The following is a 13,253-nucleotide window of genomic DNA, read 5'->3' as shown; positions in this document are numbered from 1 at the left end:
GTAGCGGAATAGGATTTACATTGCAATTCATTCCTTAATTGCAAGGTTAATGCAAGGTTGCGGCAAGGTTAATGCAAGGTTGGCATGATAGAATACCTTACAGAACAGGAGGTTTTGAATATGGATACAAATTATATCATTGAAACAAAAAATCTGACGAAGCAATACGGCTCACAAAAGAGTGTGGCTGACTTAAATATCCATGTGAAGCGTGGGAGAATTTACGGTCTGCTGGGCAGAAACGGAGCCGGAAAAACCACTACCATGAAAATACTGTTGGGCTTAACGAAGCCGACTTCCGGGGAGGTCAAAATCTGGGGAAAGTCTTTGAAAGGGAATGAAAAGAAGCTGTTGCCCCGTATCGGAAGCCTGATTGAGTCCCCAGGTTTTTATCCCAATCTGACCGGCACAGAGAACCTGCGTATCTTTGCTACTTTGCGGGGCGTACCAAACAATCATGCTATCAAAGATGCTCTGGATCTGGTAGGACTGCCCTACAAAGATAAAAAGCTCTTTTCACAGTATTCTCTTGGTATGAAGCAGCGGCTTGCCATCGCCCTTGCCGTTATGCACGATCCGGAGCTTTTGATTTTGGATGAGCCGATCAACGGCCTCGATCCCATCGGTATTGCAGAAGTACGCTCCTTTATTCGGGAGCTTTGCAACGCAAGAGGAAAAACTATTTTGATTTCCAGTCACATTCTTTCAGAGATTTCCTTGCTGGCTGACGATATTGGAATTATTGACCACGGTGCATTGCTGGAAGAAGAAAGCCTTGCTGAGCTGGAGCAAAAAAGCAGTAAACATATCCGTTTTACGCTCTCTGATACTGCACAGGCGGCAAGAATTTTGGAACTCAATTTCCATGAAAACCATTTCTCCATACAGGACGACCATAATCTGCGCCTGCACAACCTTGATCTACCTGTGGGGAAAATTGTAACTGCCTTTGTAGAAAATGGATTGGAGGTATCGGAGGCGCATACTTGTGAAGAAAGTCTTGAAGATTACTTCAAGCGTGTGACAGGGGGAGAAGGAATTGCTTAAACTAATCAAATGCGAATTTTTGAAATTGAAACGGAAGCCATTGGTATTTATTTCCCTACTGCTTTCTGTTTTCATGCCATTGGCTTATGCTTTCTTTCTGGCAGATGTAAACACTGATGTGGATGCTGTAAATGGAGTGATGTCCAGCCTATTCCAACTTAGTGCATATTTGTTTTTGATGCCACTTCTTGTGATACTGGCTTCGAATCTGTTGTTTGAGGAACTCGATAATGACACACTGAAAAACCTTGTTACCATACCGGTAAATAGAACCAAGCTAGTGCTGTCCAAAATGCTGGTTTTACTGTTGTTTGCCGTTGGCTTTATGGCAGTTGGAGGATTGGTAAACCTTGCGGTTTTGTTGTTTCAGGGTTGGGAGCCGGTTGGTTTTTTGACCTTGTTTGGCGTTGGGATTGAAGAAGGGTTGATTATGTGGGTTGGCGCACTTCCCTGCATTCTGCTCGTTATTCTTCTTAATAAAAACTATATCGTGTCTGTTGTGATTACCTTTTTCTATACGATTGCGAATTATATCCTTTCCATGAACGATATGTTTCTTACACAGCCTTTTGGTTTGAACATAGGAACCCTGTTCCCGGGACCGCTGGCCTTCCGCTGGACATTTCAATTTTATGACCAAAGCCAGACCAGTGCGGAGTTGGCAGATTTGTTGGAACGGGTCAGTCCGTATTTTCTGAATAGTGTTCAGGTATTTGGTGTGGTTATTGTAGAAGCCATTGTATTTCTTGCGCTGATTGCATTTGTTTACCGGCGTCAGGAAATCTAAGGGGGTGTGACTATGTGGAACTTATTAAAATCGGAATTATTGAAACTGCGCCGGTGCCAAATCCTTTTGGTAGGGTTGGTAGCGCTTGCACTTTGTCCTTTGGTGCAATATGGAAGCCAGTTAATTATGGAGGCGGAGTACCGAAATCCAAACTATGATTTTTCTGCACTATTTGAAAATGTTGTTTGGGGAAACACTCAGATATTCCTTCCAATTTCACTGGTAATGATCGGAGGATGGCTTATAGACAGAGAATCCACTCATGATACACTGAAAAACATCATGACAATTCCTGTTTCTATGCCGAAAATGTTGGGAGCTAAGTTACTTTTAGTCGGTATGCTTGCAGTTTTGCTGGGAATATACAGCGTTGGCATTACCTTGATTACTGGTTTGACGGTTGGATTATCGGGATTGACAGCGGAAGTGTTTTTTCATGGAGGTACGCAGATCGTGTTAGCAGCTCTGACGACCTATTTGGTCTGTATGCCGCTGATTCTGATTTTTGGGCATATCCGAGGGGCATATCTGGGCGGTTCCATTCTGGCGTTCTTTCTTGGATACAGCATGTTGTTTTTCAAAGGTGGTATCCTTGCCAGCATCTATCCGTTCTCTGCTGCGCTGATTTTAGTGGGATTTGACATGAGTGAATATGCCGGAACAACCACATCCTCAACCCCTTTGTTGGCGGTCATTGGGGTTGGCATCATGGTTCTCTGGGCGGTGCTGTTGTTACTGATGTCCAGTAACAAAAAAGAAATGAAATCCCGTAAACAGGCAAATGCCAAGGGAAAAGGAAAGCGTGCTGTACGCAGGAAAGGAAGGTGATAGCTGTGAAGAAAATAGTTTTATCATTATGCCTGATACTATTGGGTGCTTCTGTGCTTTCAGGTTGTACAAAAGACGAATTTCTCGATCAGTATAACAATATTGTTCAGTCTGCTGGTTCCATAGCGCTTACCGGAAATTCATCCTTACAAGGTACGAAAGAAAAAGGAATTGATGATTATACAGGAAGCTATACAGCCAACTATGAGGATTTTTCAGATACAGAGTATTTGTTCGGCGGAACTTCCATAAAGCGTGAAGCTGGTAAGGACCTGTCTATTGACTGCGCGCTGGAGGTTACGGAGGGAACTGCAAAAGTATTTTGGATTTCTGGAGCTGATGAAGCAGTCACTTTGTTTGAAACAACCGGAACATATAGTGACACAATTACACTTCCTGATGGTGGAAATTATATTGGCATTGAATGTGAGAATTTCACTGGAAACATTGAATTAAATATTGAATAATACTCTGCCGGACGACGGCAAAAGAAAAAAAGCCGTCGTAGAGCAGACAATTTGACACGCCCATTTGAAACGGCGGCTTTGATTTTCAGAGCCGCCGTTTCTTTGCGTTTACACAATCCTATGACGACTTGCAGGGACACGGTAGCCGATTGGAGGTTATTTTGCCGTGTCTCGTTTGCTTTTTCAAAGCTCGCATGATCTACATCAGTTAAAAAAGCATTGCTCCTCCCGGGCACGTATAACATTGCATCGGCATTATCGTTCCGTGTAATTCAGTACAATAATGGCTGTTCTTGGTGCCATTATTTCGGAGATACTCCAGTTGTCTGCTGCTACCGTTCCCCATCTCTGTTCGGTTCACCCTTTAACCACCCGTGAATCGAAATGGAGGTACATAATGAAGAAAGTCAATCTCCGGGATCTGTATCCCGATGTTTATAAAACCGATCACTTTGTAGAAGTAACAGAAGATGTGCTGGAGACGATCAGAGATTCTGAGCGTGCAGAAGCTGCCTATGATCGGAGGATGTATCATTATAAGGCGCATTACTCTCTGGATTGTGAGAATGGCATTGAAAATGCGATCCTGATGAAGCCCCAGACGCCGGAAATGCTCCTGGAGGAAAAGCAGCTGCGGGAGCAGCTCTACATCGCAGTGATGGCTCTGCCGGAGAAGCAGGCCAAGCGGATTTATGCCCGATACTACCTGGGAATGACGGTAAACGAAATTGCCGAAGTAGAAGGTGTAGACCCAAGCCGTGTCCGAGACAGTATCCGGCGTGGCTTAAAACAGCTCGGAAAATATTTTTGATAAAGTTTCATTTGATGCGCCTGTTTTTTGTCAGTGTTAATAAGAAGGTTATACCGATTTGAAGTGCGCTTATTAAGAAAACGCCAGATCCAGGGGCGTATCACCTCTGCATCTGGCGTTTTCTTATAGATTTGTACTTGCCTGTTTATCCAATATACGGGAATATTAAAGCAGCTTCACACCCTTTCGGGAAAACATTAGTAAGTTTGAAATTGCCGTTATGAGCTATGGCGACTTGTTGGACAATCAGAAATCCAAGCCCATGTCTTAAATCAAGCCGCTCATCTGTGCTTTCCATATAATGCGGTTTTTCTTCCAGCTCTTGCAGCTTTTCAGCAGACAGACCCGTTCCGTTATCCGTAACCGCCAAGATAAGATAGTTTTGCGATGTTGTAAGCGAAAGGCAGACTTCACAGCCCTGTGGGTTGTGTTTTATGCTGTTCTGGACAAGGTTGTTTACAGCTCGCGAAATCAATCTGGCATCACATTCCAACACAGCATTTTCGGCGTCAGGAGTGATCTTAATTCCGATGTTGTAGCTATCGGAAATTCCTGTATTCAACAGGTCTACTACATAGGATCGCAGTAGTTTGGATAAGCGAACCATCTCTTTATGAAGCGGCTGCATCTCATATTCCAACTGCGATACTAAATTCAAATCCTGCACCAGCTCTTTGATTTTTACACTTTGCTTCCGTACTATTTCCGCCTGTTCACGGATGCTCTTGCTGGCAGCTTTACTTTCTGCAATACGGCCCGCATACCCCATAATCATGGAGAGAGGTGTGCGGATGTCATGAGAGACCCCGCTGATCCAGTTGGCTCTGGCTTCGTTTTGCCTGCTTAATATCAGAGAGGCTTTATTTACGCTGTTCGCAATTTCGGATAACTCTCTATCAATATGGAGAGAAACGGGTTTGCCATCGGCCAATGTTTCAATGGCATCTACAATCGGTTCCGTGTTCTGGATGATCCTGCGTTTTGAAAAATAGTAGGCCAAAAACAGGCACAGCACATCCATACCCAACATTCCTATCACATAGAGGGGAATTTTCTGAATAGTCTCCATGGAATAGTAGTTGCTGGTGAGCTTCATATAGCTATTCTTTGGATACCCTAAAACTAACAATCCATCCTCTGTACTCCAGACAAAAACAGGATAATCCTCCAGATAGCCTTTGGAAAATAAAGCTACCTCTTGAATGCTGTAATGTTGCGGCACTTCTTGTGGCACATCGAGCCGCCAGAAGCATTCGCCCGTTGACGTTAGATACATGGCCCAGATATTGTACTGGCGCAATTTCTGCTCTGCGTAATCGGGCAAACCTTCTGTGGTAGCCGCAGTAGAGGTCAGCTCAAGCATGGCGCGCGGGGACGCTTCTCCGTAATCCTCTGAAACTGTGTGATAGAAAGTCACGCCATACAGAACGACATTGACAATTACCAGGATCAAAAGAAATGCAGCGAAAGACGCCAAGTGCTTTGAAATATAGGTTCCAAAAGATTTCATGGCGTCACTTCCTTGTAATCAGTTTATAACCCAGCCCCTTGATCGTAATCAGGGAAACGGGCTTTGAGGGATCGGCTTCAATTTTTTCCCGAATCCGCCGTACATGGGCATTCAGGCTATTTTCATAGCCGAAAGGATTGTCGCCCCATAATGCTTCACAAAGAGCGTCAACCGTAACGATCTTTCCCTCGTTGCGGGCCAGCGTTTCCAGCAGGGTATGCTCTTTTGCGGTCAGGGGGATAATCTCGCCGCCCTTGTTGACCTCTGCCCGGCTAAAATCAATCGTACATCCATCCAGGAAAACCCGCGGGCTGTCCTCTTTATAAGTTCGGCGCAAAACCGCATAGACACGCAGTAATAGCTCCTGCGGCATAAACGGCTTTGAAATATAATCGTCTGCTCCAAGGCCAAGACCGGCCAACTTGTCTGCTGCTTCGTCTTTTGCGGTCAGAAAGATGATTGGCACATTTGTAAAAGTGCGGAGCTGCTTCATCAGGGAAAAGCCGTCCCCATCTGGCAGCATGACATCCAAAACCATCAAGTCGGGTTTTTCTTTTTCTGCCGTTATTATAGCCTCTTTTACCGTTGCGGCAGTAAGTACCGTTTCAAAACCAGCATCGCTTAAAAAATCGGATACCATTTTCAGCAAATCTGGCTCATCGTCTACAAGCAAGAGCTTCTTCCGATGCAGAAAAGAGTTGTCCATAGCGTCACCTCCCGAAAGTATTATAACATAGGATTTCAAGTCTGCGGAGGGCATCCTCAAAAAGTAAGGTAAAAGTAAGGACGGGAGAATGTAGATGTCAGGTTGAAGTTGTACCATAGAAGCATCGAAAGGAGATGTTTCTATGGACTATATCATTACAACGGAACATTTGACCAAGAAATATAAGAACTTCACTTCGGTCAATCATGTTTCGCTTCATATTCGCAAGGGCAGCATTTATGGTTTTCTTGGCCCGAACGGGGCAGGCAAATCCACTACCATGAAAATGCTGTTGGGGTTGACCGCTCCCACAAAAGGCAGCTTTACCATTGATGGGAAACAGTTTCCGCAGGATCGGATTGCCATTCTCAAAGAGATCGGCTCTTTCATCGAAGCGCCGTCTTTCTACGCGAATCTCACCGGGCGGGAAAATCTTGACATTATCCGCCGCATTTTGGGACTGCCGAAAGCTGATGTGGAAGATGCTCTGGAACTGGTAGGGCTGACCGAGTTTGGCGACCGGCTGGCAAAACAGTATTCGCTGGGAATGAAGCAACGCTTGGGCCTTGCCGGGGCGCTCTTGGGGCGTCCGCCGATTCTGATTCTGGACGAACCCACAAACGGTCTTGACCCGTCTGGTATCCACGAAATCCGCAATCTGGTAAAATCCTTGCCCAGCCTTTACGACTGCACGGTGCTGATCTCGTCCCATATGCTGTCTGAAATCGAATTGATTGCAGATGACATTGGGATTCTCAACCACGGGCGGCTGCTGTTTGAGGGAAGCATGAATGATCTGCGTCAATACGCCCTGCAATCCGGCTTCGTTGCGGACAATCTGGAAGATGTGTTTCTTTCTATGGTTGAGAAAGATAACATGGACAGAAAGCAGAGGGCAAAATTATGAAAACGCTGGCAATCGAACTTCGGAAAGGAAAGCGAACCGGCGTGATTCCCGTGCTGCTGGCCGTTGGTGTCTTGGGAGCCGCCTACGCATTTGTCAATTTCATTGTGCGGAAAGACACACTTCTGAATTTGCCGCTGGCCCCGATGGATGTCTTGTTGACCCAGCTCTACGGCATGATTATGGTGCTGAATCTGTTCGGTATCGTGGTTGCTACCTGCATGATCTACAACATGGAATTTAAGGGAAGTGCCGTAAAGAAGATGTATATGCTTCCCGTCAGCGTCCCGGCCATGTATCTGTGCAAATTTCTGATTCTGACGGTCATGTTTTTGGTTGCAATCGTGCTGCAAAACCTGGCGCTTGCACAGATTGGAATGACGGACTTGCCGGACGGCGCATTTGAGATGGGTACGCTGGTACGCTTTGCCGGATACTCTTTTCTCACATCCATGCCGGTACTGTCGTTTATGCTGTTGATTTCCTCGCGCTTTGAAAATATGTGGGTGCCGCTTGGAATTGGTGTTGCCGGTTTTCTGAGTGGTATGGCCCTTGCAAATTCGGGGCTGACGCTTTTGCTGGTGCATCCTTTTGTGATTATTCTGAAACCAGCAGTAGCCATGAGCGCCCAGCCTGATTCGACGGTTGCCCTTGTCGCTTTAGTGGAAACACTGTTGTTCCTTGTTGTGGGCTTGTGGCTGGCGAAGTACAGACGCTACGAGTAAGGAGGGATAATAAGAAATGAGCTTTTTGGATTTACTCAAAATCGAGTTTATGAAAGTAAAACGCTCCAAAATCGTACCCCTGATTTTCATTGCACCTTTATTGGTGGTGGTTTCCGGGGTTGCGAGTTTGAGCAACTACTTTACACCGGAATACACCAATGCGTGGCCTGCTATGTTTATTCAAAGTGCGCTTGTTTACGCCTACTATCTGCTTCCATTCAGCATGATCGTGGTTTGCGTGATGATCGCAGGACGAGAAACAGGAAATAACGGGATTCTGAAAATGCTGGCGCTGCCGGTCAGCCGCTGCACATTATCCATTGCCAAATTCTGTGTGCTTACCTTTTATCTGTTTATGGAGATGGTGGTGTTTCTTGTCGTATTTGTAATTGCTGGGTTGATTGCGACACAGACAATGGGAGTAACAGGAACCCTGCCGATCCTATATCTTCTGAAATGGTGCTTGGGGCTGTTTCTGACTATGCTGCCGTGCATTGCGGCTATGTGGGCCATCACTGTGCTGTTTGAAAAGCCGCTTCTTTCTGTGGGATTAAATCTGCTGCTTGTGATTCCCGGTGTATTGGTTGCGAATACGCCGCTGTGGATCGCCTACCCGTACTGTTACAGCGGTTATCTCGTTTCCTGCTCTCTCCATGACTTTACAGCAGAAACTTCCGACGCCGCTTTTTCGGTGTTTCCGTTCCTGCCATGCGCGATTGTAGTGTTTGGCCTGTTTTTCGCGCTGGCTGTCACCAAATTTGGGAAAAACGAAATGAGGTAAAACTATGGAAAAGAAAAAACTTCAATCAGTTAGTATCGCTGCGCTCATTGTGAGCATCCTACCGCTGGCGGCTCTTGCCCCATCGCTTCTGCACTTTTCGCTGTTGGATGGAGTCCGAACCGCTTGGGCCGGAGCCAATATCGTTTTTGTCCTGCTGGGTCTGATTCTTTCGGTGGTATGTGTGCGGAGCAGGGAAAGCCGCAGCATTATCAATATTGTATCAACTACAATCAGCGTTTTTTGGCTGCTGCTGATGGTGGGAATTGTTGCGCTTGCCATGTTCCTTACTTTCGTTCAGTGAGGAAACGGTTATGCGTAGAGTTGGGAAATTTATTGGATGCTGCCTGATCGCGGTTTCTTTGCTAGCTTGTACTGCCTGCTCCATCTCGATAGGTTAGAGCAAAAAGCAAAGCTGTATTATGGTAACTATTGCTGTAAAACGGATTTTGATTTAATTCGAAAAATTAAAGCCTTAGTCAAGTAACTAACTACAGACACCATCTGCCAGACGACGGCAAAAGAAAAAAAGCCGTCGTACAGCAGACAATGTGATACGCCCATTTGAAACGGCGGCTTTGAGAAATCAGAGCCACCGTTTCTTTACGTCTACACAAACCTATGATGAATTTTCAAGGAATATTGTAGCCAATAGTGATTTAAATTGTTATATTTGTTTGAAAATCAAAAAAGATCTAGTGAATCTTCTGCATATACCCACATTTGCAAATTTTCATCAAGATATAATCTTGTATATTCCAGTGGTTCATTAATAGCAAGTTCATTTAATACACAGTCTGATCCAGGCGTGGTTTTTAAGTCCTTCTCAGCTTCCCAACAATCAATGCGGAGCATATAGCCGGCACTGGTATAAACATCAATACTGTTGCACTGTGGATTGTATTCTGCAAATATTGTTCTCATCGTATCCCATCTCCCTATGATTCAATCGATCATTAATTGTAAAAATTAAGAAGCATTCCAATCAGTTCACCATGTCAGTTTTATTTTGTGTTATACTATTTTATATAATTTTTTTGCCCTTGTATTTTCCCTTATCAGAGTTCGTAAACACTGGTGGGACGATATAACACAAGGGAAACAATAAGGGAAAGTTCGCCTGTGATAAATTCAGTATTTTCAAGGGTTTGCGGAGAATTTAACAACAAGATATAATAGTTATTAAATTTCTTAAAACAGGTGAAATCTCAATCGGAATTGACCGAGCACATTGGGCGAGGGATACTTCTTATTTGAAGGGAAAGAAGATGGAATTGAAGAGTTTAGAAAAACTTGAATTTAAGGAGCATATAGATGAAATTAGCAGATTTAGCAACAGGTTCTGATTGGATAGTGTGGATTGTCTTTGCAATATTTGCTGTACTTTCTATAACTTTACTTTCTGGACGCGGGAGCTGGTTTATTTCTGGATATAATACAGCTACAAAAGAAGAAAAGGAAAAATATGATGAAAAGAAGTTATGCAGAACAATGGGAATTGGAATGTCTATTATAGCAATTCTTGCATTAATTATGGGCTTGCTTGAAAATATTTTGCCTGCATTTTTTGTATATATTGCATTGGGGATTATTTTGATTGATGTCGTGGTAATTATCATTTTGGGAAACACGCTATGCAGAAAGTAATAACTTCCAGTTAGTTGAGATGTTGCAAAATTTGGAATCAGGAGAGAATAAGAATGATTAACAATTTGATGTACATTGAATTAAAAACGGGATATTCTGATGATGGTCCGGCATGGATTGGATATGTCAAAACTTCAAAAAGTAAGAAAACAATCTATTTTAATGACCATGCCTTTCAGAAGAATATCGGTAACTATGCAAATTATATAGATATTGAAAATGGTGATAAATATTGGCTTTCCGGACTGAAAAAGGAAGAGAGCAATCGTCATTGGGCAGGACATGGAAAGATTATGATTGATCGTAGAGCTGTTAATGAATACCTTTCCCTGATTGGTGAAAAGGAATTGCCATTAAATCTGTTTGAAGTAGTTGATATTGAAGATAGATTTCCGGTTAAAAGAGTAAAAGAATTATTGAATGAAAAGAAATAGCAATGCCAGCAGTCTTGCAATATTGAGAATAAAAAAATTGTGACATTGTCACATATGCGTGCTAATATGATTATAGAAAAAGTGTGCTGCCGATAGACGGTTAGCCCACATACTTAATTGATTGAAAATAACCGTTCAGTTTGCGAGGCGGGGGCGGTTATTTTTGTGTCTTGTTATTAACTTTGCCGAATACCTTTGAGTAACGAGGGAGTAAGATATATGGAGCAGTTATTGATTGTTGAAGATGATATTGGTTTGAATCAAGGTTTATGCAAAGCACTGAAAGTAGATGATCGGAAAATCATTTCCTGCAAAGACCTGAAAACGGCGAAGGAGCAGCTGCTTTGCGGCGGTGTATCCCTGATCCTGTTAGATATCAATCTGCCGGATGGCAGTGGGCTTGAATTGCTACGGGAGGTCAAGGAAACCATACCCGGGATTCCTGTTATTCTGCTGACTGCCAATGATACCGATCTGGACATCGTGGACGGACTGGAGAGGGGCGCTGATGATTACATTACCAAGCCCTTTTCTCTTTCGGTTTTGCGGGCAAGAGTGAATACCCAACTGCGAAAGCAAGCGTCAAGCCATAAAAATGCACCGACCCATATTGATCTTTTTCACTTTGACTTTGAAGCAATGACCTTTTATGTGGGAGATTCAAAAGTAGAATTAAGTAAAACAGAGCAAAAATTACTGCGTCTTCTTGTTGAAAACCGCGGTCAGACCATGTCGCGTGGAAACCTTATAGACAGGATCTGGACAAATGGTGCAGAATATGTGGATGAAAATGCTTTGTCTGTTACGATCAAGCGTCTGAGGGATAAGCTTGGGGCACAGAAATACATTAAAACCGTCTATGGAATCGGTTATAGCTGGGTGACAAAAGATGAATAAAAGCGGCATCGCGATCATACTGCTGTGTTTTCTGGCGGCAGCAGCTGTTGTATTATGGGAGCGGAGAAAGGTCATAAAAACGATGGAAGAAATCGAAAGGATGCTGGACGCCGCCATGACCGGCTCCTTTTCTGAAACAACTTTTGATGAAAGCCAGCTGTCTGCTTTGGAAACAAAGTTTGCACACTATCTTTCTGCCGCAGAAGCATCTTCTCGAAATATGGCACAGGAAAAAGACAAAATCAAATCCTTGATTGCGGACATTTCCCATCAGACGAAAATGCCGATTGCAAACCTGCTGTTATATAGCGAGCTTTTGATGGAGGAAACTCTGTCTGCATCGGCAAAGGAAAATGTGGAGGCACTGTACAAACAATCGGAAAAGCTACGATTTCTGATTGATTCTCTCGTAAAACTTTCCAGACTGGAAAATGGGATCATTTCACTTTCCCCTCAGCAAGCATCACTTCAGCCGCTGCTTGAAAGCGTAGTAGAACAATATGCCGCCAAGGCTTCTGGAAAAGGATTATCCATATATCTGTACGATACAGATATTTCCGCTACATTTGACTTCAAATGGACAGCGGAAGCACTGGCTAATATTGTAGACAATGCCATCAAATATACGGAGCATGGAACAATCACGATTTCTACCGTAAGTTACGAAATGTTTACAAGGATCGATATATCGGATACCGGTTCAGGTATCCCGGAAAACGAGCAGGCAAAGATATTTTCCCGTTTTTATCGTTCAAATGTTGTTCAGGAACAAGAAGGGGTTGGCATCGGCTTATACCTTGCCCGACAGATTATATCCGGTGAGAGCGGTTATATCAAGGTTGCTTCCGTTCCGGGAAAAGGAAGTACGTTTTCCATATTTCTGCCGAAATAACAACAATTCTATCAAAACTGTTAGATTTCATTTTCTGCCGGAAAGAATGTGGAAAGAATCCTATGCGATAATCTGTATGTATCAAAGGATCATTTCCTTTCATACATACAGATTTTTTCATGGAGGTACTCGTTTATGGAGGTTTTACAGGCAAAAGACCTGAAAAAGATTTATGGCTCCGGTAATAACGCAGTTCATGCGTTGGATGGAGTTGATTTAAGTGTGAAGAAGGGAGAGTTTGTTGCAATTGTCGGCACATCCGGATCCGGAAAATCCACGCTGTTGCATATGCTGGGCGGGCTGGATCGCCCTACAAGCGGCACGGTCATAGTGGACGGACAGGATATTTTCTCCCTGAAGGAGGAAGCGCTGACCATCTTCCGCCGCAGGAAAATCGGCTTTGTATTTCAGAGCTACAATCTTGTTCCGGTGCTGAATGTATATGAAAATATCATTCTACCCACTGAACTGGATGGCGGAAAGGTAAACAAGGCTTTTGTGCAGCAGATCGTGCAGACGCTTGGACTGAGCGACCGTCTGGATGCCTTGCCCAATCAGCTCTCAGGCGGTCAACAGCAGCGAGTAGCCATTGCCCGAGCGCTGGCGGCAGCACCCGCTATCATTCTGGCAGATGAACCCACCGGCAATCTGGATTCCAAAACCAGCCAGGATGTATTGAGCCTTTTGAAAGTCACCAGTCAAAAGTTCGCCCAGACAATCGTAATGATCACTCACAACGAAGAAATTGCGCAGATGGCAGACCGCATTATCCGTATCGAAGATGGTCGGATCGTCTCCCAGAACTAACGGGAGGTGGCCA

At 44.1% G+C, this 13,253-nt stretch carries 17 protein-coding genes; 14 read left to right on the top strand and 3 right to left on the bottom strand.

Features of this window, described 5'->3' with window-relative positions:
* Window positions 1–120 precede the first annotated feature (120 nt).
* The 5 genes from LI091_RS01070 (at window position 121) to LI091_RS01050 (ending at window position 3,940) form a co-directional block, all read left to right on the top strand.
* Complete coding sequence (locus LI091_RS01070) at window positions 121–1,047, top strand: ABC transporter ATP-binding protein (protein ID WP_044961765.1); 927 nt, start codon at window positions 121–123, stop codon at window positions 1,045–1,047.
* Window positions 1,040–1,834, top strand: a complete 795-nt coding sequence (locus LI091_RS01065; RefSeq protein WP_021651949.1) for an ABC transporter permease — start codon at window positions 1,040–1,042, stop codon at window positions 1,832–1,834. Before LI091_RS01070 ends, LI091_RS01065 begins: the two co-directional genes overlap by 8 nt.
* A gap of 12 nt (window positions 1,835–1,846) precedes the next feature.
* Window positions 1,847–2,662 (top strand): ABC transporter permease, encoded by an 816-nt coding sequence (locus LI091_RS01060; protein WP_021651948.1) that lies wholly within the window; start codon window positions 1,847–1,849, stop codon window positions 2,660–2,662.
* Between the two features lie 5 nt (window positions 2,663–2,667).
* Window positions 2,668–3,129 carry a hypothetical protein gene (locus LI091_RS01055; RefSeq protein ID WP_044961764.1) on the top strand — a complete coding sequence of 154 codons (462 nt, stop codon included), beginning with the start codon at window positions 2,668–2,670 and terminating at the stop codon, window positions 3,127–3,129.
* 397 nt (window positions 3,130–3,526) lie between these two features.
* Complete coding sequence (locus tag LI091_RS01050; RefSeq protein ID WP_044961763.1) at window positions 3,527–3,940, top strand: sigma-70 family RNA polymerase sigma factor; 414 nt, start codon at window positions 3,527–3,529, stop codon at window positions 3,938–3,940.
* Between the two features lie 145 nt (window positions 3,941–4,085).
* On the opposite strand, the gene LI091_RS01045 is transcribed toward LI091_RS01050, so the two are convergent.
* Window positions 4,086–5,450, bottom strand: coding sequence for a sensor histidine kinase (locus tag LI091_RS01045; protein ID WP_021651944.1), 1,365 nt, complete (start codon window positions 5,448–5,450; stop codon window positions 4,086–4,088).
* 4 nt (window positions 5,451–5,454) lie between these two features.
* Entirely contained in the window at window positions 5,455–6,156 is a 702-nt protein-coding gene (locus LI091_RS01040) for a response regulator transcription factor (protein ID WP_044961761.1), read from the bottom strand.
* A gap of 142 nt (window positions 6,157–6,298) precedes the next feature.
* Between LI091_RS01040 and LI091_RS01035 the strand changes: the two genes are divergently transcribed.
* Genes LI091_RS01035 through LI091_RS01020 form a run of 4 tightly spaced genes read left to right on the top strand, consistent with a single transcriptional unit; the run spans window position 6,299 to window position 8,867 of the window.
* Entirely contained in the window at window positions 6,299–7,063 is a 765-nt protein-coding gene (locus LI091_RS01035) for an ABC transporter ATP-binding protein (RefSeq protein ID WP_118617161.1), read from the top strand.
* A complete protein-coding gene (locus LI091_RS01030; protein WP_195567463.1) occupies window positions 7,060–7,785 on the top strand; it encodes an ABC transporter permease in 726 nt (241 codons plus the stop codon). The genes LI091_RS01035 and LI091_RS01030 overlap by 4 nt, the downstream gene beginning before the upstream one ends.
* A 16-nt stretch (window positions 7,786–7,801) precedes the next feature.
* Window positions 7,802–8,566: an ABC transporter permease gene (locus LI091_RS01025; protein ID WP_215707810.1), complete on the top strand. Its 765-nt coding sequence runs from the start codon at window positions 7,802–7,804 to the stop codon at window positions 8,564–8,566.
* Between the two features lie 4 nt (window positions 8,567–8,570).
* Window positions 8,571–8,867 carry a hypothetical protein gene (locus LI091_RS01020; RefSeq protein ID WP_215707811.1) on the top strand — a complete coding sequence of 99 codons (297 nt, stop codon included), beginning with the start codon at window positions 8,571–8,573 and terminating at the stop codon, window positions 8,865–8,867.
* A 380-nt stretch (window positions 8,868–9,247) separates the two neighbouring features.
* Here LI091_RS01020 and LI091_RS01015 read toward each other — a convergent pair whose 3' ends face one another.
* Window positions 9,248–9,487 (bottom strand): DUF6061 family protein, encoded by a 240-nt coding sequence (locus LI091_RS01015; protein ID WP_195567690.1) that lies wholly within the window; start codon window positions 9,485–9,487, stop codon window positions 9,248–9,250.
* A 390-nt stretch (window positions 9,488–9,877) separates the two neighbouring features.
* Between LI091_RS01015 and LI091_RS01010 the strand changes: the two genes are divergently transcribed.
* From LI091_RS01010 to LI091_RS00990, 5 genes are all read left to right on the top strand, one after another.
* Window positions 9,878–10,210 (top strand): DUF3784 domain-containing protein, encoded by a 333-nt coding sequence (locus LI091_RS01010; protein WP_195273880.1) that lies wholly within the window; start codon window positions 9,878–9,880, stop codon window positions 10,208–10,210.
* A 53-nt stretch (window positions 10,211–10,263) separates the two neighbouring features.
* On the top strand, window positions 10,264–10,644 hold the full coding sequence (locus tag LI091_RS01005) for a mannose-1-phosphate guanylyltransferase (RefSeq protein WP_195273878.1): 381 nt from the start codon (window positions 10,264–10,266) through the stop codon (window positions 10,642–10,644).
* Between the two features lie 219 nt (window positions 10,645–10,863).
* Window positions 10,864–11,541 (top strand): response regulator transcription factor, encoded by a 678-nt coding sequence (locus tag LI091_RS01000; protein WP_265190681.1) that lies wholly within the window; start codon window positions 10,864–10,866, stop codon window positions 11,539–11,541.
* On the top strand, window positions 11,534–12,433 hold the full coding sequence (locus LI091_RS00995; RefSeq protein ID WP_265190679.1) for a sensor histidine kinase: 900 nt from the start codon (window positions 11,534–11,536) through the stop codon (window positions 12,431–12,433). The genes LI091_RS01000 and LI091_RS00995 overlap by 8 nt, the downstream gene beginning before the upstream one ends.
* A 135-nt stretch (window positions 12,434–12,568) precedes the next feature.
* The gene (locus LI091_RS00990) at window positions 12,569–13,240 is read left to right on the top strand and encodes an ABC transporter ATP-binding protein (RefSeq protein WP_055053974.1); all 672 of its coding nucleotides are present in this window, start codon (window positions 12,569–12,571) and stop codon (window positions 13,238–13,240) included.
* The last annotated feature ends 13 nt before the right edge of the window (window positions 13,241–13,253 follow it).

The sequence above is a fragment of the Blautia sp. MSK20_18 genome, from assembly GCF_020553125.1.
Taxonomy (GTDB): domain Bacteria; phylum Bacillota; class Clostridia; order Lachnospirales; family Lachnospiraceae; genus Blautia_A; species Blautia_A fusiformis.
This window is presented reverse-complemented; position numbering and strand designations above follow the sequence as displayed.

Coding starts and splice junctions, on each gene's coding strand:
- LI091_RS01070 (WP_044961765.1), top strand. CDS start 121: ATGGATACAAATTATATCATTGAAACAAAAAATCTGACGAAGCAATAC.
- LI091_RS01060 (WP_021651948.1), top strand. CDS start 1,847: ATGTGGAACTTATTAAAATCGGAATTATTGAAACTGCGCCGGTGCCAA.
- LI091_RS01050 (WP_044961763.1), top strand. CDS start 3,527: ATGAAGAAAGTCAATCTCCGGGATCTGTATCCCGATGTTTATAAAACC.
- LI091_RS01045 (WP_021651944.1), bottom strand. CDS start 5,450: ATGAAATCTTTTGGAACCTATATTTCAAAGCACTTGGCGTCTTTCGCT.
- LI091_RS01040 (WP_044961761.1), bottom strand. CDS start 6,156: ATGGACAACTCTTTTCTGCATCGGAAGAAGCTCTTGCTTGTAGACGAT.
- LI091_RS01035 (WP_118617161.1), top strand. CDS start 6,299: ATGGACTATATCATTACAACGGAACATTTGACCAAGAAATATAAGAAC.
- LI091_RS01030 (WP_195567463.1), top strand. CDS start 7,060: ATGAAAACGCTGGCAATCGAACTTCGGAAAGGAAAGCGAACCGGCGTG.
- LI091_RS01025 (WP_215707810.1), top strand. CDS start 7,802: ATGAGCTTTTTGGATTTACTCAAAATCGAGTTTATGAAAGTAAAACGC.
- LI091_RS01020 (WP_215707811.1), top strand. CDS start 8,571: ATGGAAAAGAAAAAACTTCAATCAGTTAGTATCGCTGCGCTCATTGTG.
- LI091_RS01015 (WP_195567690.1), bottom strand. CDS start 9,487: ATGAGAACAATATTTGCAGAATACAATCCACAGTGCAACAGTATTGAT.
- LI091_RS01010 (WP_195273880.1), top strand. CDS start 9,878: ATGAAATTAGCAGATTTAGCAACAGGTTCTGATTGGATAGTGTGGATT.
- LI091_RS01005 (WP_195273878.1), top strand. CDS start 10,264: ATGATTAACAATTTGATGTACATTGAATTAAAAACGGGATATTCTGAT.
- LI091_RS01000 (WP_265190681.1), top strand. CDS start 10,864: ATGGAGCAGTTATTGATTGTTGAAGATGATATTGGTTTGAATCAAGGT.
- LI091_RS00995 (WP_265190679.1), top strand. CDS start 11,534: ATGAATAAAAGCGGCATCGCGATCATACTGCTGTGTTTTCTGGCGGCA.
- LI091_RS00990 (WP_055053974.1), top strand. CDS start 12,569: ATGGAGGTTTTACAGGCAAAAGACCTGAAAAAGATTTATGGCTCCGGT.